Annotated in this window: 21 protein-coding genes; 5 read left to right on the top strand and 16 right to left on the bottom strand. The window is 41.6% G+C overall.

The features are described from left to right. Window positions 1–5 precede the first annotated feature (5 nt). Window positions 6–623 (top strand): SAM-dependent methyltransferase, encoded by a 618-nt coding sequence (locus tag TOL9009_RS0105845; protein ID WP_029631792.1) that lies wholly within the window; start codon window positions 6–8, stop codon window positions 621–623. Between the two features lie 130 nt (window positions 624–753). On the opposite strand, the gene TOL9009_RS0105840 is transcribed toward TOL9009_RS0105845, so the two are convergent. The 6 genes from TOL9009_RS0105840 to TOL9009_RS0105815 all read right to left on the bottom strand — a co-directional run bounded on the left by TOL9009_RS0105840 (window position 754) and on the right by TOL9009_RS0105815 (window position 7,811). Further along, window positions 754–1,857 (bottom strand): RNA-guided endonuclease InsQ/TnpB family protein, encoded by a 1,104-nt coding sequence (locus tag TOL9009_RS0105840; RefSeq protein ID WP_199341614.1) that lies wholly within the window; start codon window positions 1,855–1,857, stop codon window positions 754–756. Window positions 1,858–1,864: 7 nt separating this feature from the next. Beyond that, entirely contained in the window at window positions 1,865–2,509 is a 645-nt protein-coding gene (locus TOL9009_RS38320) for an IS607 family transposase (RefSeq protein WP_242055766.1), read from the bottom strand. Between the two features lie 103 nt (window positions 2,510–2,612). Then, entirely contained in the window at window positions 2,613–3,188 is a 576-nt protein-coding gene (locus TOL9009_RS0105830) for a Uma2 family endonuclease (protein ID WP_029631788.1), read from the bottom strand. A gap of 179 nt (window positions 3,189–3,367) precedes the next feature. Next, a complete protein-coding gene (locus TOL9009_RS0105825) occupies window positions 3,368–3,943 on the bottom strand; it encodes a Uma2 family endonuclease (protein ID WP_029631787.1) in 576 nt (191 codons plus the stop codon). Between the two features lie 269 nt (window positions 3,944–4,212). Continuing rightward, entirely contained in the window at window positions 4,213–5,925 is a 1,713-nt protein-coding gene (locus TOL9009_RS0105820) for a diflavin flavoprotein (RefSeq protein WP_029631786.1), read from the bottom strand. Between the two features lie 164 nt (window positions 5,926–6,089). Continuing rightward, window positions 6,090–7,811 carry a diflavin flavoprotein gene (locus tag TOL9009_RS0105815; RefSeq protein ID WP_029631784.1) on the bottom strand — a complete coding sequence of 574 codons (1,722 nt, stop codon included), beginning with the start codon at window positions 7,809–7,811 and terminating at the stop codon, window positions 6,090–6,092. Between the two features lie 191 nt (window positions 7,812–8,002). Between TOL9009_RS0105815 and TOL9009_RS0105810 the strand changes: the two genes are divergently transcribed. Then, window positions 8,003–8,800, top strand: coding sequence for a pantothenate kinase (locus TOL9009_RS0105810; RefSeq protein WP_029631782.1), 798 nt, complete (start codon window positions 8,003–8,005; stop codon window positions 8,798–8,800). A 29-nt stretch (window positions 8,801–8,829) separates the two neighbouring features. On the opposite strand, the gene TOL9009_RS0105805 is transcribed toward TOL9009_RS0105810, so the two are convergent. From TOL9009_RS0105805 to TOL9009_RS0105795, 3 genes are all read right to left on the bottom strand, one after another. After that, window positions 8,830–9,684, bottom strand: coding sequence for a DUF6671 family protein (locus TOL9009_RS0105805; protein ID WP_029631780.1), 855 nt, complete (start codon window positions 9,682–9,684; stop codon window positions 8,830–8,832). Between the two features lie 17 nt (window positions 9,685–9,701). Next, entirely contained in the window at window positions 9,702–10,511 is an 810-nt protein-coding gene (locus TOL9009_RS0105800; protein WP_029631778.1) for an alpha/beta hydrolase, read from the bottom strand. A 106-nt stretch (window positions 10,512–10,617) separates the two neighbouring features. Further along, window positions 10,618–11,112, bottom strand: a complete 495-nt coding sequence (locus tag TOL9009_RS0105795) for an NUDIX hydrolase (RefSeq protein WP_029631776.1) — start codon at window positions 11,110–11,112, stop codon at window positions 10,618–10,620. Window positions 11,113–11,647: 535 nt separating this feature from the next. Here TOL9009_RS0105795 and TOL9009_RS45235 point away from each other — a divergent pair. Then, window positions 11,648–11,875: a hypothetical protein gene (locus tag TOL9009_RS45235; protein ID WP_186227704.1), complete on the top strand. Its 228-nt coding sequence runs from the start codon at window positions 11,648–11,650 to the stop codon at window positions 11,873–11,875. A gap of 332 nt (window positions 11,876–12,207) precedes the next feature. Here TOL9009_RS45235 and argH read toward each other — a convergent pair whose 3' ends face one another. The 5 genes from argH to TOL9009_RS0105755 form a co-directional block, all read right to left on the bottom strand. Then, the gene (gene argH / locus TOL9009_RS0105785; RefSeq protein ID WP_029631774.1) at window positions 12,208–13,596 is read right to left on the bottom strand and encodes an argininosuccinate lyase; all 1,389 of its coding nucleotides are present in this window, start codon (window positions 13,594–13,596) and stop codon (window positions 12,208–12,210) included. A gap of 153 nt (window positions 13,597–13,749) precedes the next feature. After that, window positions 13,750–13,935: a hypothetical protein gene (locus TOL9009_RS0105775; RefSeq protein ID WP_084763336.1), complete on the bottom strand. Its 186-nt coding sequence runs from the start codon at window positions 13,933–13,935 to the stop codon at window positions 13,750–13,752. Window positions 13,936–14,096: 161 nt separating this feature from the next. Beyond that, entirely contained in the window at window positions 14,097–15,311 is a 1,215-nt protein-coding gene (locus TOL9009_RS0105770; RefSeq protein ID WP_029631771.1) for an RNA-guided endonuclease InsQ/TnpB family protein, read from the bottom strand. Between the two features lie 234 nt (window positions 15,312–15,545). After that, a complete protein-coding gene (tsaB, locus tag TOL9009_RS0105760; protein ID WP_029631769.1) occupies window positions 15,546–16,190 on the bottom strand; it encodes a tRNA (adenosine(37)-N6)-threonylcarbamoyltransferase complex dimerization subunit type 1 TsaB in 645 nt (214 codons plus the stop codon). A gap of 96 nt (window positions 16,191–16,286) precedes the next feature. Beyond that, window positions 16,287–16,535, bottom strand: a complete 249-nt coding sequence (locus TOL9009_RS0105755; RefSeq protein WP_029631767.1) for a Ycf34 family protein — start codon at window positions 16,533–16,535, stop codon at window positions 16,287–16,289. 88 nt (window positions 16,536–16,623) lie between these two features. Here TOL9009_RS0105755 and TOL9009_RS0105750 point away from each other — a divergent pair, with 88 nt between their 5' ends. Beyond that, window positions 16,624–17,910 carry a tRNA nucleotidyltransferase/poly(A) polymerase family protein gene (locus TOL9009_RS0105750; protein WP_029631765.1) on the top strand — a complete coding sequence of 429 codons (1,287 nt, stop codon included), beginning with the start codon at window positions 16,624–16,626 and terminating at the stop codon, window positions 17,908–17,910. A gap of 303 nt (window positions 17,911–18,213) precedes the next feature. On the opposite strand, the gene TOL9009_RS0105745 is transcribed toward TOL9009_RS0105750, so the two are convergent. Both TOL9009_RS0105745 and TOL9009_RS0105740 read right to left on the bottom strand, forming a co-directional pair. Next, window positions 18,214–18,435, bottom strand: a complete 222-nt coding sequence (locus TOL9009_RS0105745; protein WP_029631763.1) for a type II toxin-antitoxin system HicB family antitoxin — start codon at window positions 18,433–18,435, stop codon at window positions 18,214–18,216. 36 nt (window positions 18,436–18,471) lie between these two features. Further along, window positions 18,472–18,909, bottom strand: a complete 438-nt coding sequence (locus TOL9009_RS0105740; protein ID WP_029631762.1) for a hypothetical protein — start codon at window positions 18,907–18,909, stop codon at window positions 18,472–18,474. A gap of 318 nt (window positions 18,910–19,227) precedes the next feature. Here TOL9009_RS0105740 and TOL9009_RS0105735 point away from each other — a divergent pair, with 318 nt between their 5' ends. Next, window positions 19,228–20,106, top strand: a complete 879-nt coding sequence (locus tag TOL9009_RS0105735; protein ID WP_029631760.1) for a bile acid:sodium symporter family protein — start codon at window positions 19,228–19,230, stop codon at window positions 20,104–20,106. The last annotated feature ends 55 nt before the right edge of the window (window positions 20,107–20,161 follow it).

The raw sequence follows: 20,161 nt of genomic DNA, 5'->3' as shown, positions 1-20,161 counted from the left end.
AAATTATGCAATTACGACGAATATTACTTTTACTACTAACAACTGTCAGTGTAGCTAGCTTGGGAGTTGCTGGATGTACTAAGCAACAAGACTTTGAGGCAGAGGTACAGGCTCCTGCTCCTGTGGCTACACCTGTACAACAACGCCAACCTGATGTACCATACGTACCAACGCCACAGCCTGTAGTGGATGCAATGTTGCAAATGGCACAGGTTAAGAGTAGTGATATGCTTTACGACTTGGGTAGTGGTGATGGACGAATTCCCATTACTGCCGCACAAAAATTTAAGACGCGTGGTGTCGGAATAGACATTAATCCTGAACGAGTTCAAGAAGCTAATGCAAATGCCCAAAAAGCAGGAGTGACTAACAGCGTAGAGTTTCGGCAACAAGACCTGTTTGAAACGGATTTACGTAACGCTACGGTAGTGACACTCTACCTGTTACCTGACATTAATTTGAAACTTAGACCCAAGCTGCTAAAAGAACTTAAACCAGGTACTCGTATTGTCTCTCATGCTTTCGATATGGGTGAATGGAAACCACAACGAGTGCAGCAGGTAGACGGTAAAACTATCTACTTGTGGGTTGTTCCAAAGCAAGTTCCTGCTAATTTGCGCTAATACAGCAGATTCCGCTTTCATCGAATTACAAGAGACGTAGCAGTGCTACGTCTCTACAAGGAGAGGGGTTTTATATACATACAGCAGATTGCGTTTTTATTGAATACACGTAGAGACGATGCTGACGGTGTTACGCTGTATGTTTCTGGACAAACAGATCATACGCGATAGCAATGCTCTCACTATTAATAGAGAGAGCAAAGGAGCCGTCCCTCAAAGCTCGAATCATAATGTTTCGAGCGCCGCCCCAATCTCGGTCATGCTCGTGACCGCAGTTGGGGCATTTAAATGTTTTAGAACCACCAAGTTTGATATGGCTATGACCGCATTTGGTACAAGTCTTGCTGGTGTATGATTCATTGACATCGATTACAACGACACCCCGCTTTTTTGCCGCCTGTTTTAAATGGCATTCAAAACGATAATGTCCCCAGGTAAGCATTTGTCTAGCCGTCTTGGTGTGTAGTTTGCGTTTAGATTTAACTACCATTCGAGAGGTCTCAAACGTTGGCAATAAGATTACTTTGTAATTGCTGGTGAGATAATTAGCTACTTGTTTGTGGCACTCATCAACTAAATTACGAATCCTAATTCTTAGACGGTTAGCCGATAAATACATTCGGCGTTTTTGTTTTCTGCCAGCTTTTGACGCTTTCCCTATTAGCTTGTCAAGGTGAGAGCATAATCGCTGAATACGCCCAATGTCTGCCTTGCCAAACTCTTGAAATGAATCGCCATCATAGCCAGTCAAAAATGTCCTCACACCTGGGTCAAGTGCAATTACTTTATCAAGCTCTCTAGTCTCAACCTCCTCTATTACTGGGATACAAGCAAACCAACGCTTCCTATCTCTAACGAGTTGAGTAGCAAAATCAGTTTTTTGAATTGGTTCTGAAGACTTAAATTTAAGTCCTTTAACCAATGACGGAAACCAAGTCTCACCATTGAAATTAACTTTATGAAATTTGATCGATTGTGATGGTTGCCTACAACTCCTAAAACTTGCTTCCCCATTAGCGGATTTAGCTTGCTTACAGGCATCCCAAGCATCAAAAATAGCATTTTCTTTTGGGTGACATGGTGCAGACTTAACCCAATCAGGCAAGTCTAGCCCTAACACATAATCCCGCAACGAATAAGCACTAGTTATTTTTTCTCCTGCTTTCAATGCTGCAATAGCTTTGTTGTAGCAGTAGCGTGATGCTGATAGCCAAGACTTCCATCTTTTATGCAATTCAGGTTCAGGGTAAACCCGAATCTTGAGAGTCTTGTTCGGCGCTTTCTTTTGTGTTTTGTGCCTCGGTTTCGACTTGTAGCTCTTGCTTGATTTGGTTTTCAAGTCTTCGGATGGAGTAAAGTCTGATGTGATAGCTGTGGAGAATTGCGACGATATCTTGAACGAGTTCGGCGTGTGGAGAGAGACTGACTTGGTTGAGAACCACGATGTTGCAGTCAAATTGTTCACATAGCCACTCGATAATGTCAAACCCGAATCTTGCAAGTCGGTCTTTGTGGGCAACCACAATAGTTCTGATATCGCTTCGCAAAACTCGTCCCAAAAGATTGATGAGTCCTTTCCGCCTAAGATTGAGTCCGCCTCCCACTTCCTTAACGACTTCAGCGCCGGGATAGAGCGCTGATAATCGCTCAACTTGCCGATCAAGGTCTGCTTTCTGTGGTCGGGTAGAGACGCGAGCATAGATAACAATGGCACGTCCTCCGTCTGGCTCGGACTCTTTTTTGATGAATTTTTCGACATCGTACCGTCTTTGTCCTGACGGCGTTTTGATCGTACTGATTTTACCTTCGGCTTCCCATCGTCTGAGGGTTCGGAGGCAAACTCCCAGAGTGTTAGCTGCTTCATTGGGTTTTACGTATTTAGCCATACCAATAGTATCGCTAAACATGCACTTATTGTCCAGCGTTGTCCATTGATTCAGTAATTAGAGGAGTAGCGATCGCTTGTCTGGGACATCGTGGACGATCGCTTTAACTTAGTAATTCTAGTTGTAGTTCAAAACCAGGTAAAACCTCTTCACCCCTAAGTACCCCTGGAAGTTGAACTATTTCTACAGGTTGATTTTCTCGATAAATCTCGACTTGCTGATCTTGAAAATTAATCAACCAACCTAAACGCAAACCATTTTCGATATACTCTTGCATTTTATCTTGCAGAGGTCGGAGGCGATCGCTTTGGGAACGCAGTTCTATAACAAAATCTGGTGTAATAGGGGGGAATTTTTTGCGTTCATCTGAAGTCAGCGCTTCCCATCGTTCTAATTTTACCCAAGCAGCATCAGGCGATCGCTTTGCACCATTCCCAAGCCGAAAAATAGTAGAGGAACTGAAAACCTTTCCCAATCTAGTTTGACGATTCCAATTATTCAAGTCTGTAATGAAGTCCGCTTCTTGATTTCCGCTTTCTCCTCCGACTGGTGACACAATAATTAATTCTCCTTTTGCATTCAATTCCAGGTTCAAGTCTCGGTTAGCAATACAAAGTTGATAAAATTGCTCATCTGTGAGGTGAACAATTGGATCTAGATTTATCACATATGTATTCATTAAACTACCTTTGCGTATAGCAGTGAATTGCTTTAATTATTTATATTCGGATTCCCATACATGATTTAGTTTAGTAGAAGTTGAAAATTTTTGGTATTACAAAAAACAATTATTCTTAATCTTTCACGGGCTGCACTCTTCCTAAAGAGTGATTGAAATGTTTGAGAACTTTGATCGCTTTAACTTAGTAATTCTAGTTGTAGTTCAAAACCAGGTAAAACCTCTTCACCCCTAAGTAACGCTGGGAGTTGAACTATTTCTACAGGTTGATTTTCTCGATAAATCTCGACTTGCTGATCTTGAAAATTAATCAACCAACCTAAACGCAAACCATTTTCGAGATATTCTTGCATTTTATCTTGCAGAGGTCGGAGGCGATCGCTTTGGGAACGAAGTTCTATGAGAAAATCTGGTATAATAGGGGGGAATTTTTTGCGTTCATCTGAAGTCAGCGCTTCCCATCGTTCTAATTTTACCCAAGCAGCATCAGGCGATCGCTTTGCACCATTCCCAAGCCGAAAAATAGTAGAGGAACTGAAAACCTTTCCCAATCTAGTTTGACGGTTCCAGATTTCCAAATCTGTAATCATTCCTGCCTCTTGATTTCCGCTTTCTCCTCCGACTGGTGACACAATAATTAATTCTCCTTTTGCATTCAATTCCAGGTTCAAGTCTCGGTTAGCGGTGCAAAGTTGATAAAATTGCTCATCTGTGAGGTGAACAATTGGATCTAGATTTATCACATATGTATTCATTAAACTACCTTTGCGTATAGCAGTGAATTGCTTTGATTATTTATATATAGCAATCTTTGTAGAGACGTTCCGGCGGAACGTCTTTACAATATGTGTGAATACCGTTGGTGTGAATTGTTCGCGGCACGCTTTCGCCCTCAGGCTGGAAGCCTGGGGCTATGAAATTCCAGCCCGCGAAGGCGGGCTGGAATTTCATAGCCCGCCTTCGCGGGCTTGGTTCGTTTAGCCACACCCTTCTAGGGTGATGGCAATACGTTGCAAAAGGTGTATTAATAATGACTTCCCGATTTACGATGATGCACAGCGGTTACACCATCTTGATTTAGGACTTTGCCATTTTCCACAGTTGCATAAACCAACCAATGATCGCCGGCTTCCATGCGAGTTTGCACTGAACACTCTAAATAAGCTAAAGCATCAGTAAGTAGGGGTGAACCATTTTCTGCTTCTTCGGCAGCGACACCAGCAAACCGGTCTTGTCCTGGTTCAAAGGGTTTGAGGAAATGCTTCATTAAACCCAGATGATTGCCTTCTTTAAGAATATTCAGGTTAAATTTGTTTCCTGAGTGCGTCAGTGGTTCTACTGCACGGTCTTTGGCTACGGCAATTGTTAAGCCCGGAGGATTAAAGCTTGCTTGAGATACCCACGATGCTAACATTCCACTAGATACACCACCTTGCTTTGCTGTGAGAACGCACAGAGAACCGACAACACGCCCAACTGCTTGTTCTACACTAGAAGCGGGAACAGTTTGCGATCGCACTTTTTTAGCTTTTTTCAGCGCTTGGGCAAAGTCGGTTCCAGCCTCTTCGCACAATTGTAAGGTGGTATCGTTGGGTTTGAATTTGACGCGGATAGTATCAAAACCAAAGCGATAACCAGCATCTTTCAATTTACCTTCAATTAAATCAACTGCTTCCCCACTCCAGCCATAGGAACCAAAGACACCGGCGAGTTTGTTGTTAGTAGCGGTGGAAAGAACAATTCCTAAAGCTGTTTGTACGGGGGTTGGTGCATGTCCACCAAGGGTAGGGGAACCGATGACAAAGCCTGAAGCTTTTTCTACAGCGTTACGGATTTCTTCGGGATCAGCAAATTCGCAGTTAATTGATTCTACACTGACACCGGCTTTGGTGATGCCGCGAGCGATCGCTTGTGCCAAAGTCGCTGTATTTCCATAGGCAGAAGCGTAAATTAACGCAACTGTCGTATCCGCAGATGTTTGCTGCTGACTCCATTGACGATAAGCATGTGTTAATTCAATTAAACCGTAACGCACCAAAGGTCCGTGTCCGGTAGCATACAAACGAACGGGCAAGTCGGAAAGTTTATCCAGCGTTGTTTCAATTTGACGCGCATGAGGAGCCATGAGACAATCGAAATAATAGCGCCTGTCTTCGTTAATTGTCTCCCAGCCTTCATCAAAAACTTGATCCCCGCAGATATGCGCTCCAAATAGTTTATCTGAGTAGAGAATTTCCGTTTGGGGATCGTAGGTGCAAAGTTGATCAGGATAGCGTGGATTGGGAGTAGGAATAAACTGTAAATTATGACCTTTGCCTAAATCAAGAGTTTCTTCACCACGTTTGACGAGAATTGGCAAATCTTGATTTTCCAGCGCACCACGCAGATTTATCGCTCCCGGATTAGAACAAACAAAAGTTATCTGCGGTGCAAGTTCTAATAAAGCTTTGATAGTTGCGGCGCGATTGGGATTAACGTGACCGAGAATCACATAATCAATATCTTTGATATTAAACCGCTGTTGCAACGCTTGCAGATAAATTTCTGTAAAGGTTTCTCCCGGAGGATCAATCAGAGCTATTTTATCACCTTGAATCAAATAAGAATTCGCAGTTGTACCTTTAGCTAGGGCATATTCAATTTCAAATCTTAGCCTAGTCCAACTGCGCGATCGCATTACGGTTGTGTCTGTCCCAATGGGGAGAACCTGAACGTCACGAGGTTTATTTGTTTGCATAGCTTTGTGGGGAATGGGGACAAGGGGGACAAGGGGACAAGGGGACAAGAGGGACAAGGGGGACAAGGGGACAAGGGGACAAGGAGAATAATTCTTCTTTCTACCCATCCCCCCATCTCCTTGTCTCCCCATCTCCTTGTCCCCCCATCTCCCCCTCTCCCTTCTTAATAGTGGTTTCCAACTTTTCTATGATGTACTGCTGTCAAGGAGTCTGGCTTGCTGACGCGACCGGCATCAACGGTACAGTAAACTATCCAATGGTCGTTAACTTCCATCCGACTATTGACTTCGCACTCAATATATGCTAGAGCATCAGTTAAGATTGGAGATCCGTTTTCAGCTGGCTGAGTTTTAACGCCTTCAAAACGATCGGCACCAGGAGCGAACCGTTTCAAAAAGTGCTTCATCAGCAGTTGATAATTGCCTTCTTCCAAAACATTTAAAACAAAGCGATCGCCTACTTGCATGAGTGATTCTATCGCTCTATCTTTGGCGACTGCAATGCTTAATCCCAGTGGTTTGAAACTAGCTTGACTTACCCAAGAGGCAAGCATGGCGCTTTTAACATCGCCTTTTTTTGCCGTAATAATGTATAATCCTCCAGTGATTCTCCCTAAAGCTTTGTCTAAGTCAGCACCGAGGGATTTCATCGCTTTGATGCTGCGATCGCGTGTTACCCATTGCCCTAAGTCTGTTCCCGCTTCTTCACACAGTTTGTAGGTATTTTCGTTGGGTGTTTCTTTAATCCGAATTCCAGGAAAGGCTACTGTTAAACTTAAATTGCGAAATTTATTTAGTAGAGGATCAATCGGTTCGTCATTGCCACCACCTGATTCAAATATTCCTACAGCTTGCTTTTCTTTGGCAGATCCCAAAATCGCGCTGACAGCAGCTTGAATATTCTCAGCATCCGCAGGAGGTGTTGTCATCACAATTCCTGCACAACGGCTGACAAGTTCCTGCAATTCTTGTAAGTCTGTTGCCGATCGCAAGTCTACCATTTCCACAGCAACGCCGGTTTTACTGATACCATTTCTCATGGCATCGGCTAGGCGATCGCTATATCCATAACCGGAAACGTAAAATACAGCAACGGTAGTTTCTGCTTTTGTTTGAGTTTTGCTCCAGTTGCGGTAACGCCCGGTTAATTCTTCAACGTTGTGGTATAATAATGGTCCGTGACCAGTGGCGATTGTACCAATTTTTGGCAGTTCGTCCATGCGCTTGAGAGCAGAAAGTACTGACCGCGCATTCGGTCCCATCAAACAGTCGTAGTAAAATTGATAATCAGCTTCAATCGCTGCCAAATCTTCATCAAAGGTGCTTTCTGTGCAGTAATGCAAGCCAAAAGCATCACAAGTAAAGAGAATTTGGGTTTTATGGTCGAAGCTGAACATGGTATCGGGCCAATGTAAATTGGGTGCAATGACGAATTCAAATTCGTGTCCATTGCCCAAATCTAAGCGATCGCCATTTTTCACAATCCGTCGCTTAAACGGACCGTGTACCATATCCTCTAAAAACTGAATTGCTACCTTAGAACCGACAACGGTGATTTCTGGAGCAATTTGTAACAAATCTTTAACTAAGCCACTGTGGTCTGGCTCGGTGTGGCTGATAATTAGATAATTAATTTCAGTTGGGTTAATCAGTCCGGTGAGGGTATCGAAGAACAGCTGACGAAACTTTTCATGAGAGGTATCAACTAAAGCCGTTTGTTCCCCACGGATGAGAAACGAGTTGTAGGTAGTACCGTTTTGCAAACCAAACTCGATATCAAAGCGATCGCGATCCCAATCCAAAGACCGAATTGCCGTAGTTTGGTCAGCAATCTCGGCAGTCTGCATAGTCAGCCTTTTTTTAGTTCTTTCGGTGAGTGCTACCATAACTCCCCTCCTTACGCAAATGAGTATTTTTCCTCTGCTTTTATTGTGACACGAGTTAATTGTTAATTTTTTTTAAAAAATCTATGGTTGAGTTAAGAAAAATAAAAGTGTGAAATCAAAACTGGGGACTGAGGACTGGTTGTACTAGGGACTGGAAAAAAATTATTACCAATTACCAACTACCAAACCCAATGTCAGAAAATCTTTGGCTAGCTTTAGAAATTGGCAATTCTCGCTTACATTGGGCATTATTTAGAGGTGAGAAACTTTCCAAAACTTGGGATAGTGACTATTTGCCGATCGCTGTTATAGATCAGCTAGCGCAATATCAATCATTAGAAGATTTTCTACTCAAAATTTTTCCCTCATCCCCCCCATCCCCCCCATCTCCCTCATCCCCCCCTCCCCCCCTCCTCCTCTCCTCCGTTGTTCCCAGTCAAACTGAGATTTGGCAAACTTATTATCAGGTTCGCGTTATTACCTTAGACCAAGTACCTTTGAAAGGCATTTATCCCACCTTGGGAATTGACCGTGCGTTGAGTTTATATGGTGCTGGAAGTACTTTAGGCTTTCCCATGTTAGTTATTGATGCGGGGACAGCACTGACTTTTACAGGTGCTGATAAACACCAGAATTTAGTTGGGGGGGCAATTTTACCAGGATTTCATTTACAGCTTGCGAGTCTGACGCAAAAAACAGCACAATTACCATTTGTAGAGACGCGAAATACGAAGTCTCTACCGCAACGATTTGCTTTAAATACAGAAGAGGCAATGCAAAGTGGAGTTATTTACACTTTATTAGCGGGAATCAAAGACTTTGTTGAAGCTTGGTGGTGTAATTTTCCCGATAGTAAGGTTGCGATTAAAGGAGGCGATCGCACCTTAGTGGTAAACTATATGAAATCCCAGTATCCAGAAATTGCAGCGCGTTTGATTGTGGAACCGAATTTGATATTTTGGGGAATGCGATCGCTATTTTTTTTGTAGAGACGTTGCGGTAGAACGTCTCTACAATATCAAGGATTACAATACATACACTGTCCAGGATCGGCATATTTCCCATCAGGGAATGATTCTTGTTGAGTAAAACCGCATTTTTGGCATTGATATTTGACAGCACGAGTTAGCAAAGTTGGTGTATAACAACTTGCACAGGGTAATCCTTTAATTCGTTGAGTTATTTCAAAACCCGGCATACCACAGTTAGGGCAAAAGGTATTAATCTTTTTTATTAAATTACGAGTGGCTTTTTCTATGTTTCTCATTCGTGTAGGGTTATACATTGCCCGCATATCTGTTTCTATATGCACCTTTTTAGTTGATGATTTTTTTAAAGCCAAATTAACAGCTTCTTCAAGTTGTTTATCTGTAATAATACCTTTGAATATCTCACCGCTTTCTTTAGGTGAATCAGAAATAACAATCAAACCATGTTCGGGAAACCCAACTTTAGTTGCAAATTTATACGCTTCTTCAACATTGTGAATAATCTGAAAATTATGGTTAGTTTCGAGAGAAAATTCCTCACCAATAATTTCTAGATTGTTTTCTTTATCTAATAAAATAACGATTTCTCTATTACTAGAAATATAAGGTAAACTAGGATGAGGACAAAAAGTACCTTCGCTAGCGATCGCTAAACTTTCACCTGTAATAGCAAGTGCTTTTTCCGCTTTTAATCTGGCAGCTTCAATTTGCGTACCAGGACGTTCAATTTCTCTGGTGAATGTACCGAAAATATCAGTATTTAAATCAGGTGGTACTATAACTTTAATTCCTAATTGCTCTAAAAGTGGTGCAATGACTATCTCTTTTTGATGCATAGTAGCGAGTATTGCGACTCGATTACTAAACAACTGTTGATTTTTCATTATCGATTCAACTATATCTAATTATAAGTTTTGATAAATTCTCGAATATATCCAGCGACAATACCAGCGCAAGATTCAGGTAAGTTGTTTTTGCCGTGGGCAATTATTTTTAACTCAGATAAAGGAGCTTGACTGTAAACTTGACTCATAGCTAAACTTTGTGGTGTATCTTCTCCACCTTGCAAAATCAAAACTGGGATTTCTAAATTATATAATCGGTCGTTTAATAATTCGGCATTAATTTCAGGCTGCTGACGTTGAAATAATATTTTGCAAGCTGTGGGATATTTTACCAATGTTTGATAAAGCTGCCAATCTTGTTCAATTTCTTGATTCCAGCCTAACATTTTAGTTATGGGACGAAGCAGTCGTAATAATTTAAATATAAAAGGCGATCGCTTGACTAATTGCCGCATTTTCTGCAAACGCTTTTCTTGTCCTTCTATTTTCACACCCTCTGGTGCTAACAATACTAAACCATAAACTTGCTCTGAATATTTTAAAGCATAGCTAGCAGCAATCCACCCTCCGAGTGAATGTCCGACTAAATAAACTTTTTCCAGCTTTAAAGCGTGGATAAATTCAGCTAAAGATTCTAAAAGTAAATCAATTGAGTAGTGAACTTTAGGATCATCTGACTCACCGAAACCGAATAAATCTGGTGCAAAGCAATGATAATGTGAAAGCGATTCCATCACCGATAACCATTCACAGCTATCATTCCAAGCACCATGTAAGAAAATTATAGGAGTTCCTTCACCAACTTCACGCCAAAATAATAACCCTTGAGACAGTTTTCTCCGGGAGTTACGAAATAAATTATTCATTTTAATTTAGTAGATAACAGATAGTTGTTAGTGGTTAGTGGTTAGTGGAATAACAATCAAAAAATAACACCCAAGAACTAACAACTAACAACCAACAACTATACTTTTACGCTAATGTTGTCAAGCCCTGCAAGTAATCTTGCAACTGCCGAGTGTGATCGTGAGACATTTCCCCTGGTGGTAGAGAGTTGAGAGGAAAAGCCTGGATTTCCATTGCTTCCAAGGTATCCTGAATCTCCATAATTCCCTGAACATCTGCTTCAACGACAATACAAATCGAATGAATTCTGGGATCGCGATCTGGTGCGGAGTAGACTCCTACCAAACGCCGAATTTTCACCAAATCAAGCCCAGTTTCCTCCATCAGTTCACGCTGGACTGTATTGGGAATATCTTCTCCCCAGTCCACCATACCTCCAGGCAATGCCCAGCGACCATTGTCACGCCGCCGGATTAGCACAATCCTACCATCGGGTAAAATGGGGATGATACTGGTGCCAGTGATGGGATGACGAAAGAGGATACCCAGTACAGCTTGTCCAAAGCGCCATAAGCTACGTGTGGACTGGACCGTTGCAGCAAAAAAAGCAAAAACGTTCAATCTTCCAATGTCTGTGTTGTACTGTAGAACCCGCCACGACTAACATACCCTCAACTACGAAAATATTGCATTTTGTGTTATGTTAGTATGCTCGTGGTTTAAGGTTTTATTCTAACGATTACCGCAGAACATATCAATTTTAGCATTTGCTGAAACTAAAACAATGATTATGAGCTAATATTACTTGTTAAAAATGGTAATAAATACTTGCTTAAAAATCTAAATTGGTTAAATCTCTAGTTGAAATAACCTTAATTTTTTTAATTCTTTAAAATTTTTAACTTAAAATTTATTTTTCTCCGATAGAAAATTCTCTTCAGAGAATAGTTTATACATTTAAATATTTTGCTTTGAAATTGCCTATTCCACATGAAAATTGAGCCATAAAATTACAAATATTAATTCATTGCTAGTTAATCAAAAAATAATTCTCAAGTTTGATTGACATAAAAAACTTAAATGCGGTAGACTAGAACACTGTTTAAAGTGTATTAAGTGCTGAAGTAGACTAAGATTATATCAATAACATTGGTCGTTGATATTACCTGAGTTATTTGTGGCTTCAGCTAGTTTGTTGTTTATTAATGAGGTGAACATGGCCAAGCGCCGCAACCCCAAAAAAGAAAAGGCGCTACGGAACCAGGCATATGCCCGGAAGTTTCGTAAACGAACCACTACAGGACGAATGCAGAGAAGATTCCAACAAAGACCGCCGAAGAGTGAAGAGGATGAAGGCGCAGCAACAATGGATGCTGCTGAGTAAAGAATGTTGCTCAACAGCAAGCATTTGAGCTTCTCTTTTAGCTTAAATTCTATAATTCTCCTATCCTTAGCCGATCGCTAGGGGTGGAGGATTAATAAATAGCCATAAAGCTTATCGAACTTAGTCAAAGTTTGTAAATTTAAGTAAGCTTTTGAGGTGTATTGTGTTTTCTGCAAAAGTTAAGGATGTTATGTAGTCTCATCAGTTTCCGTTATTTATTTGAAAGGGCGTATATTTATACGCCCTTATTTATTATTTATTATTCAACGGGTCGCGCCAGGATTCAAGAGAAGAAAATTCTTCCCAGTCCCTAGTCCCTAGTCCCCAGTCCCTTATTTAGCAGTTATTTGAGTGCGGGCGGCTTTCAGGGCTTTGCTTACTTGTTCAAAGCCTGTACCACCATAGCTATTGCGGGCTGCGACGACTTGACGGGGGGCGATCGCTTCATAAATATCTGCATCAAACGCTGGATGCAATTCTTGCCATTCTGATAAACTCAAATCTTTTAAAAGTTTACCTGCGGCAATACTGGTTTTCACCACCTTACCCACGAGATTATAGGCTTCCCGAAAAGGAACACCCCGCGCTGCCAGATAATCTGCGACATCGGTAGCATTGGAAAAGTCCTCGGCTACAGCTTCCCTCAAGCGCTGAGTACGAAATTCTAAACCTTCCCGCAGCAAAATCGTCATCGCTTCTAAACAAGCTTGGACTGTTTTGACACTATCAAATAAAGCTTCTTTGTCTTCTTGCAAGTCTTTGTTATATGCCAAAGGTAGTCCCTTCATCATCACCAGCATTGCTTGCAAATGACCAAATACGCGCCCAGTTTTCCCCCGCACCAATTCTGGCACATCGGGGTTTTTCTTTTGGGGCATAATGCTGGAACCCGTAGCACAGCTATCTTTCAGCGTGACAAACCGAAATTCTTCCGATGACCAAAGAATAACCTCTTCCGAAAGGCGGCTGAGGTGAACCATAATCAAGCTAGCAGCACAAAGAAATTCAATGGCAAAATCGCGATCGCTGACTCCATCCAAGCTATTAGCATAAACTTCGTCAAATTGCAATAGTTCGGCGGTATAATGGCGGTCAATCGGGAAAGTAGTTCCTGCCAAAGCACCACACCCTAAAGGCGAAATATTTACCCGACGATAAACGTCTCCTAAGCGTTCCCAGTCGCGCTGCGCCATTTGATAATAGGCTAAGAGGTGATGAGCCAAACTTACAGGCTGGGCGCGTTGCAGGTGCGTGTAACCTGGTATTAGGGTTTCAATGTGGTTGTCGGCTATATCTAATAAGACACTTTGAAATTTTCGCAGTGAAGAGCGGATATGTTGAATTTGGTCGCGCAGATAAAGTCTGGTATCAGTACCAACTTGGTCATTACGCGATCGCGCTGTATGCAGCTTTTTCCCGACATCACCGACCAATTCCGTCAATCGCTTTTCCACCGCAAAGTGTACATCTTCCGCATCGATACCTGGGTGAAATTTGCCAGCGCGATATTCCTGACGAATTTGTTCTAAACCCGAAACCAGAAGACTTCCTTCTTCTGGGGAAATGATGCCAGTATGAGCCAACATTTTACCATGAGCTTGAGAGCCAGTGATATCGTATTCGATTAATTCAATGTCAAAACCTATACTCGCATTAAACCGAGCGATCGCCGGATGTAACGCTGATTCAAATCGCTGACTCCAAGTTGGTTCTTTTGTCATATAGATAATGCGGGATGTGGAGAGGGGGGGAGAGGGGGAGAGGGGGAGAGGGGGGGAGGGGGGGATGGGGGAAAGAAAAATTATTCTTCTTATCTCCCTTATCTCCCTTATCTCCCTTGTCCCCCTTATCCCCCTTGTCTCCTTGTCCCTCATTTAACCGTAGCTAGTTAGATTCCGGATCATATAGCCAATGACCAACCCAATCAATAGTGCCCATACCTGACCTGTTTGGATAAAGTGGTTAAAAGCTGTTTGCATTTGACCGATAATATCAGGATCTTTAACGGTTTGAGCTATCGTTGTTGAATATACAGGTAAATGCCATGCTAACTGATACATAGTATCTAAAGCGTTGTTCATACTTCTTAATTAATGGGTTATTCGCTGCGTTGTCGGTTCTCAGCGTTTTTGATCATTAACCACATACTGAAATTATGTGGTTAACTTTAATGTCATAACCTCAAGATGCAGGTGATGTAAATAGGTTGACACTCCCCCCTTTATAAAAGGGGGGATTCTTGGGTCAATGGGGAACTATTGTTTAACCCCTCGCCAAGCATCTTGACCGTATGCCCTACGGCTGCAAGTCCACGTTGCATCACCACCATAGCGGCGGCAACGTCTCTATCTGTCTGGAATCCACATTCACTACAATGATGTATCCGCTCGCTTAAATCTTTCTTTCCAGTGTGGTGGTTGCAGTTGGGGCAGGTTTGGCTAGTTCCATTGGGATTGACTTTAGCCAAATAAACCCCGCGTTTCCAACACACCCACTCTAGTATTGAAAAGAATTCTCCAAACCCAGCGTCTAATGTATGTTTAGAAAACATACCTTTAGCCCAAGGCTTGAAGTTTAAGTCTTCAACGAATATCGTCCCGGCTTGATTACATAACTTATGCGCTAGCTTGAAATGAAAATCCTTGCGCGTGTCGTGAATGTATTCATACAATCTGGCAACTCTACTTTGAGCCTTCCGCCAATTATTTGACCCTAATTTTTTGTGACTTACCATGCGTTGCAGCAATTTCAGCTTGCGTTGGAGATCGACAAAAAATCTAGGTCTAGCGATTTGCTCTCCCGTCGAAGTTGCCAAGAAACTCTTTAATCCAATATCAATACCAACGGCTTGACCGTGTGGCGCAAAACTTGGGACATCAACGTCAGCTTGCAACGTGAGCATCACATACCACCCCGAAGCTTTCCTTATCACTTGAGCTTGTTTTGCTACAAATCCATCTGGGATAGGTCGGGATAATTGCATTTTTACCCAGCCAATGCCAGGAAGTTTAACCTTGCTTCCAAGAAGAGGATTAACCCCTAACTGTGGAAACAATAAAGAGCGCATTCTCCCTTGTTTTTTGAACCGGGGAAAGCCTTTTCCTGACTCCCACATCCCAATGAATGCTTTTTCTAATCGCCTCAATACCTGTTGCAGCATTTGAGAATGCGCTGCATTAAGATCGGGATTAATTTTTCTGGCTATCGTTAAGGCTTTGCATTGAGATGCGAACGTAGGTCGGGGCGCATCGGACGAAATTATGTACTCACTTTTTAGACTACAAGCATTTATTCTGCATGACCTTGAATTATACCAATCCTTTCTTTCTGCCAACGCAAAGTTCCAGACTCTACGAGAGGTTTCTAACCATGCCTCATAAGTTTGGGATTGCAATTGCGTTAGTTTTAAGCGGTAGGTATACGTTAGGTTGAGCATTATTTTAGTTTATCTTAAAAACAGACAAACTGTTTTTAAAGCCAAATAAATTTGGCTCGTTCGCTTATATCCCCCGCTTAAAAGACGGGGGCTTTACGCTTCACGGCTCGTAAAGGGCTTTTTTTAGAGGGGTAAAGGGAAAAGGTAAAGAGTGATTTCAAGCATTTTTACTGATTTTAAATAACTCCTTCCCTTTCCCCTTTCCCCTTCCCCTCTCCCCTTTCCCCCTCTTTTTCATAAATCGACCGGATGTTGCCCATAATAAGGTAAAGCCTCTGACCAATGGGGACGCTTGCCTTGTTGCCAGTCGAGATATGCGAGTTCCAACACGCACTTTACGGTAGCTGCTAACCCAGATTTGGCTTCGATTAATTGATAAGTTGTATTTGAAGCTAATTTTTCTTGCCACGCTTCTGGTGTAAATACGGTATCAGGCAACAAAGGTATTAAACCAGAAGCATCAGGCATATGTTGATAAATAGCTGCAAAAACTTGACCTCGTTGTGCTGGCATTTGCACAGCAATTATATTGTGGTTTGGGTCTTTGTTTGACCAGGCGATCGCTGCTAATGTGGAAATAGCAAACACCGGAATATTCAATTGTTGTCCTAATGTCCTCGCAGTCACAACCCCGATACGAGTACCCGTAAATCCACCAGGTCCCTTCGCTACGGCAATAAACGCCAAATCTGCCCAAGTTTGCGGTTTAATAAAATTAATTAAATATTGATGCAACAAGCTAGATACGTTACGTTCTAAATTCCAAACGTCAGAACGTGTATCTCCAGCAAAGTTACTCATTGCCAAACCCAATTCAGGTGTGGTGGTATGTAGCGATAAAGCGTATTTTTTGTGTTCGATTTTTAACTCAGTGGTCAAGCGATTTTAAATTTACGACATTTATTAAAGCATACATAATTGGTAGTGACGCAATTCATTGCGTCATGACAACGCAATAAATTGCGTTACTACTTATCAAGTTGGCACCAATTCACCTGGACGCAACTTAGACCATTTACCTGTTTCTTGCTTAAAGCTGAGACAACCAACAACATCCCATTCCATTTCAATATAATCCTCTTTGGTACGGATGTTAACGTTGATAGAGGGTTCATTGGGATCAAAATCTGGGGTTTGGGTCAAGTGAGCTTGTTCATGTTGCGTTTCTACTGCATTGTAGGTGATGCAGCGGTCTACATAGTGACAGTTGACACAAATACACATAATAGAACCACGATACAGTTTGGCTTTATTGTTAATCTAGCTTAAGCCAAATCGTAATTCATTAGTTGCTGGATTGATTTTTATTACAATGTATGATGCAAATTCTTCTAACCTATCTTTCGATTATCCTTTTAGCCTGGAATTGTTGCCAAAAACAGCTTACATGGTAGGCGGTGCTGTGCGCGATGCTATATTATGTAGAGACGCGAAATACGAAGTCTCTACACGCGAGAAATTTCGCGTCTCTACACGCGAGTATTTGGATCTGGATTTTGTTTTACCATGTGATGCGGTCAAGGTAGCGCGAAAAATCGCAAAGCATTACAAAGCTGGTTTTGTGTTACTCGATCCCCAAAGACAAATTGCCCGTGTGGTGTTTCCCGAAGCTACGGTTGATTTTGCCCAACAGTCGGGGGAATCTATAGAAACTGACTTGCATAGAAGAGATTTTACAGTAAATGCGATCGCCTACAATCCGCACACGCAAGAAATTATCGATCCTCTGCAAGGTTGTGCTGATTTAGAACGGCGTATGATGAAGATGATATCACCTGCCAATCTGCAAGACGATCCTTTGCGATTAATGCGAGCTTATCGCCAAGCGGCGCAACTTGGGTTTACTATTGAGACAGATACCCAGACAGCAATTCGCTCTCTAGCTTCACATATAACTGAAGTTGCCGCAGAACGAGTTCGGGTAGAAATCAATTATTTGCTTTTGAGTTCTCAAGGAACACCTTGGATAACTCGTGCTTGGGAAGATAATTTACTTGCACCTTTTTTCAAGTTCGCCACATCAGAAAGTTTTGCTAAACTAACAGCAGTTGACGACTCAGCAGTGAAATTAGCAGAAAATTGGCAGCAATTAGGCGTAAAATTGCAAGAGTATGTCAGAGATACTGTTAAAAGTACTTGGTTGAGTATTGCCAAACTCGCTTGTCTTGTCAACCCAGATGTGGAAGTTGCGGAAATTGAATTACAAAAACTAACTTATAGTCGTGCGGAAATTAAAGGTGTAACTACCGCCTTAAAACTGTTCCCACAATTAAAATTATCTCACATGTCTTTGCGAGAACAGTATTTTTTCTTTCAAGAAGCCGGTTTTGTATTCCCGGCTACAGCAGTTTTAGCTGTGGGACATAATATCTTGGTAGAGGCGATCGCACCCTTGATCGACCGCTACCTGAACCCTGATGATCTGGTTTCTCATCCCACACCCTTATTAAGTGGGAAGGAGCTAATTATAGCATTGGGGATTCCTGCTTCGCCATTATTAGGCAAATTATTGATGGAAATCGCTGTAGGGCAAGTTGAAGGAAAAATTTCTACCCCAGCAGAAGCGATCGCTTTTGCACGTCAGTTACTTGAGGGTTAACTGTCCCTACAAGTTACTATTCTTGCTGAGTGCAGCTTTGTGTAAAATCATAGCCTTTTTTAACGCAAAGGGTCGCTGAGGAAAGCGCAGAGGTACGCAGAGTTTTTTAAGAGGATTCGCTACGAATTTGTACAATGTTGTACTAAGGAGGAGTAATTTCCAAATCTTTGCAAATCTTAACAGCTAGAATATCAACAATCTCAGTATGTCTTGGAATTGCCGAAGTTCTATTATTTAATAGATTGTAGTAGATGGTATGCTTTCCACCTTCAAAGGAGAAACGAATCAGTTTACGTCTTTTGACTAGATTTGGACTGTAATTTTTTCACGGATAACCTCTTTGTCAGAAATTTGTTGTTCTGCAAGTTGCCGATTCGAGATTAAGATTAGTGCGATCGCTTCTGTGCAACTTTCCCTTGCTTCTTCCAAAGTTTTCTCTTGAACATTAGCACCAGGTAATTCTTGGATGTAGCCAATATACCAATCATCTACTTTTTCAAATACCGCAGTAAAAGAATTTTCCATTGCCAGATACCTCACAAAAAAGTTTATATTTAATCTTTAAGCTACTTGACTTTTAGCTTGGTGTAGTTGTGTAGGAGGTGATATAAGCGATCGCTTTTGATTTTCGTTATTATTAGCTTTATCCACCAACCTATTGACAATTTTCTGGGCATAAGCATAAAGCTCACTATCATGCTGAAAATTGGTAAGGAGAAAAAATATGTGCCATTCATCACGAGTGATCGCTAAATATTCCCCCGGTTGATAATTATCTACCCCTGCGAGGATTTTTCGCTCCGTATTCCACGGTAAGTTAATTTGCAGATAGCGTTGACGAGCGCTGTTAAAACAAACTTTAACCTTTAATATCTGACCACTGTTATTTTTTATGGATGTCTCCCTGATATATTCTTTACCATCATTCTGCATTTCGTTCCATAGCTGATAGACATATTTACCAGCTTCGTAGAATGTTACAAACTGTGAAAGTTTCATTTTTGCACCCTTATCTTATAACTTTTTTAATAGTAGTATTTAAACACTTATTGCTGTTATAACGATATAGTTATCAAAATGTAAGTTGTTGCAATTACTGAAAACTAGTTATTTGAGCGATTGTTAATTGTTAGCAACATTTAATACAGTAAATATGCGAGGAAATAAAAGCTGTGCGATCGCCTACAAAATCATAAAAGTTTACATTTTCTTCAGTGTATAATTTAGAATTTGAGTTGTCACAAGCAATAACTAGAATTTTAACGATAACACGGTACAATCCAGAGGGACTTTTATTATTACCAACACGGGTTAAGGATGGAAGCAAATTTTCTGACGGCTGTTTTTCTGCCCCTAGCTCTATTTATTATCATGTTGGGCATGGGGTTAACCTTGACTCTAGAGGACTTCAAGCGAGTTGTAATCTATCCCAAAGCGGTGGTGATTGGCTTAGTGGCGCAGTTGATCGTGTTGCCGATTGTGGGCTTTGGCATTGCGTCAGTATTTCCCCTTGACCCACAATTAGCAGTAGGTGTGATGATTTTAGCAGCCTGTCCCGGTGGCGCTACTTCTAATATGATTACGTTTTTGGCTGGGGGTGATGTTGCTCTTTCTGTGACGCTAACAGCTATTAGTAGTTTCATTACGGTTTTTACGATTCCTCTGGTAGTAAATTTGTCAATGCAGAGATTTTTGGGGGAAGGAACAACGCTACAGTTACCTTTCTTAAACACTGTTTTGCAGATTGCGGTGATTACACTTCTACCTATAGCAATTGGGATGACAGCCAAGCGGTATGCACCTGGATTGGCAGACAAGGCAGATAAAGCTGTAAAGTGGCTGTCTTTATTTTTCCTGGCGGTGGTAATTACTGGAGTGCTGCTGCGAGAACGGAATAATTTTGTTTCTTACGTAATAGATGTGGGCTTGGCAACTCTGGTTTTGAATGTGGTTGCAATGGCTTTAGGTTTTGCGATCGCTACTTTAACCCGATTAGGAGAAAAAAGCGTTACGGCAATTACAGTAGAAGTAGGAATTCAAAATGGAACTCTAGCGATCGCGATCGCTTCTACTCCGACGCTGCTGAATACTCCCACAATGGCTATTCCTGGGGCAATTTATGGTCTGCTAATGTTTGTGACTGGTGCTGGATTTGCTTGGTGGGCTAGTCGTCGTCAAGTCCTGTTGAAAGGATAAAGATAGTTTGCCTCATAAATTATGATATTTTTTCTATAGCAGTCCTAAAAACAAG

It is taken from the genome of [Scytonema hofmanni] UTEX 2349, from assembly GCF_000582685.1.
In the GTDB taxonomy this organism is placed as follows: domain Bacteria; phylum Cyanobacteriota; class Cyanobacteriia; order Cyanobacteriales; family Nostocaceae; genus Hassallia; species Hassallia hofmanni.
Note: the sequence above shows the minus strand (reverse complement) of the source record. Positions and strands in the feature narration are given on the sequence as shown.

Coding starts and splice junctions, on each gene's coding strand:
- TOL9009_RS0105845 (WP_029631792.1), top strand. CDS start 6: ATGCAATTACGACGAATATTACTTTTACTACTAACAACTGTCAGTGTA.
- TOL9009_RS38320 (WP_242055766.1), bottom strand. CDS start 2,509: ATGGCTAAATACGTAAAACCCAATGAAGCAGCTAACACTCTGGGAGTT.
- TOL9009_RS0105830 (WP_029631788.1), bottom strand. CDS start 3,188: ATGAATACATATGTGATAAATCTAGATCCAATTGTTCACCTCACAGAT.
- TOL9009_RS0105825 (WP_029631787.1), bottom strand. CDS start 3,943: ATGAATACATATGTGATAAATCTAGATCCAATTGTTCACCTCACAGAT.
- TOL9009_RS0105820 (WP_029631786.1), bottom strand. CDS start 5,925: ATGCAAACAAATAAACCTCGTGACGTTCAGGTTCTCCCCATTGGGACA.
- TOL9009_RS0105815 (WP_029631784.1), bottom strand. CDS start 7,811: ATGGTAGCACTCACCGAAAGAACTAAAAAAAGGCTGACTATGCAGACT.
- TOL9009_RS0105810 (WP_029631782.1), top strand. CDS start 8,003: ATGTCAGAAAATCTTTGGCTAGCTTTAGAAATTGGCAATTCTCGCTTA.
- TOL9009_RS0105805 (WP_029631780.1), bottom strand. CDS start 9,684: ATGAAAAATCAACAGTTGTTTAGTAATCGAGTCGCAATACTCGCTACT.
- TOL9009_RS0105800 (WP_029631778.1), bottom strand. CDS start 10,511: ATGAATAATTTATTTCGTAACTCCCGGAGAAAACTGTCTCAAGGGTTA.
- argH (WP_029631774.1), bottom strand. CDS start 13,596: ATGACAAAAGAACCAACTTGGAGTCAGCGATTTGAATCAGCGTTACAT.
- TOL9009_RS0105775 (WP_084763336.1), bottom strand. CDS start 13,935: ATGTATCAGTTAGCATGGCATTTACCTGTATATTCAACAACGATAGCT.
- TOL9009_RS0105770 (WP_029631771.1), bottom strand. CDS start 15,311: ATGCTCAACCTAACGTATACCTACCGCTTAAAACTAACGCAATTGCAA.
- TOL9009_RS0105755 (WP_029631767.1), bottom strand. CDS start 16,535: ATGTGTATTTGTGTCAACTGTCACTATGTAGACCGCTGCATCACCTAC.
- TOL9009_RS0105750 (WP_029631765.1), top strand. CDS start 16,624: ATGTATGATGCAAATTCTTCTAACCTATCTTTCGATTATCCTTTTAGC.
- TOL9009_RS0105745 (WP_029631763.1), bottom strand. CDS start 18,435: ATGGAAAATTCTTTTACTGCGGTATTTGAAAAAGTAGATGATTGGTAT.
- TOL9009_RS0105740 (WP_029631762.1), bottom strand. CDS start 18,909: ATGAAACTTTCACAGTTTGTAACATTCTACGAAGCTGGTAAATATGTC.
- TOL9009_RS0105735 (WP_029631760.1), top strand. CDS start 19,228: ATGGAAGCAAATTTTCTGACGGCTGTTTTTCTGCCCCTAGCTCTATTT.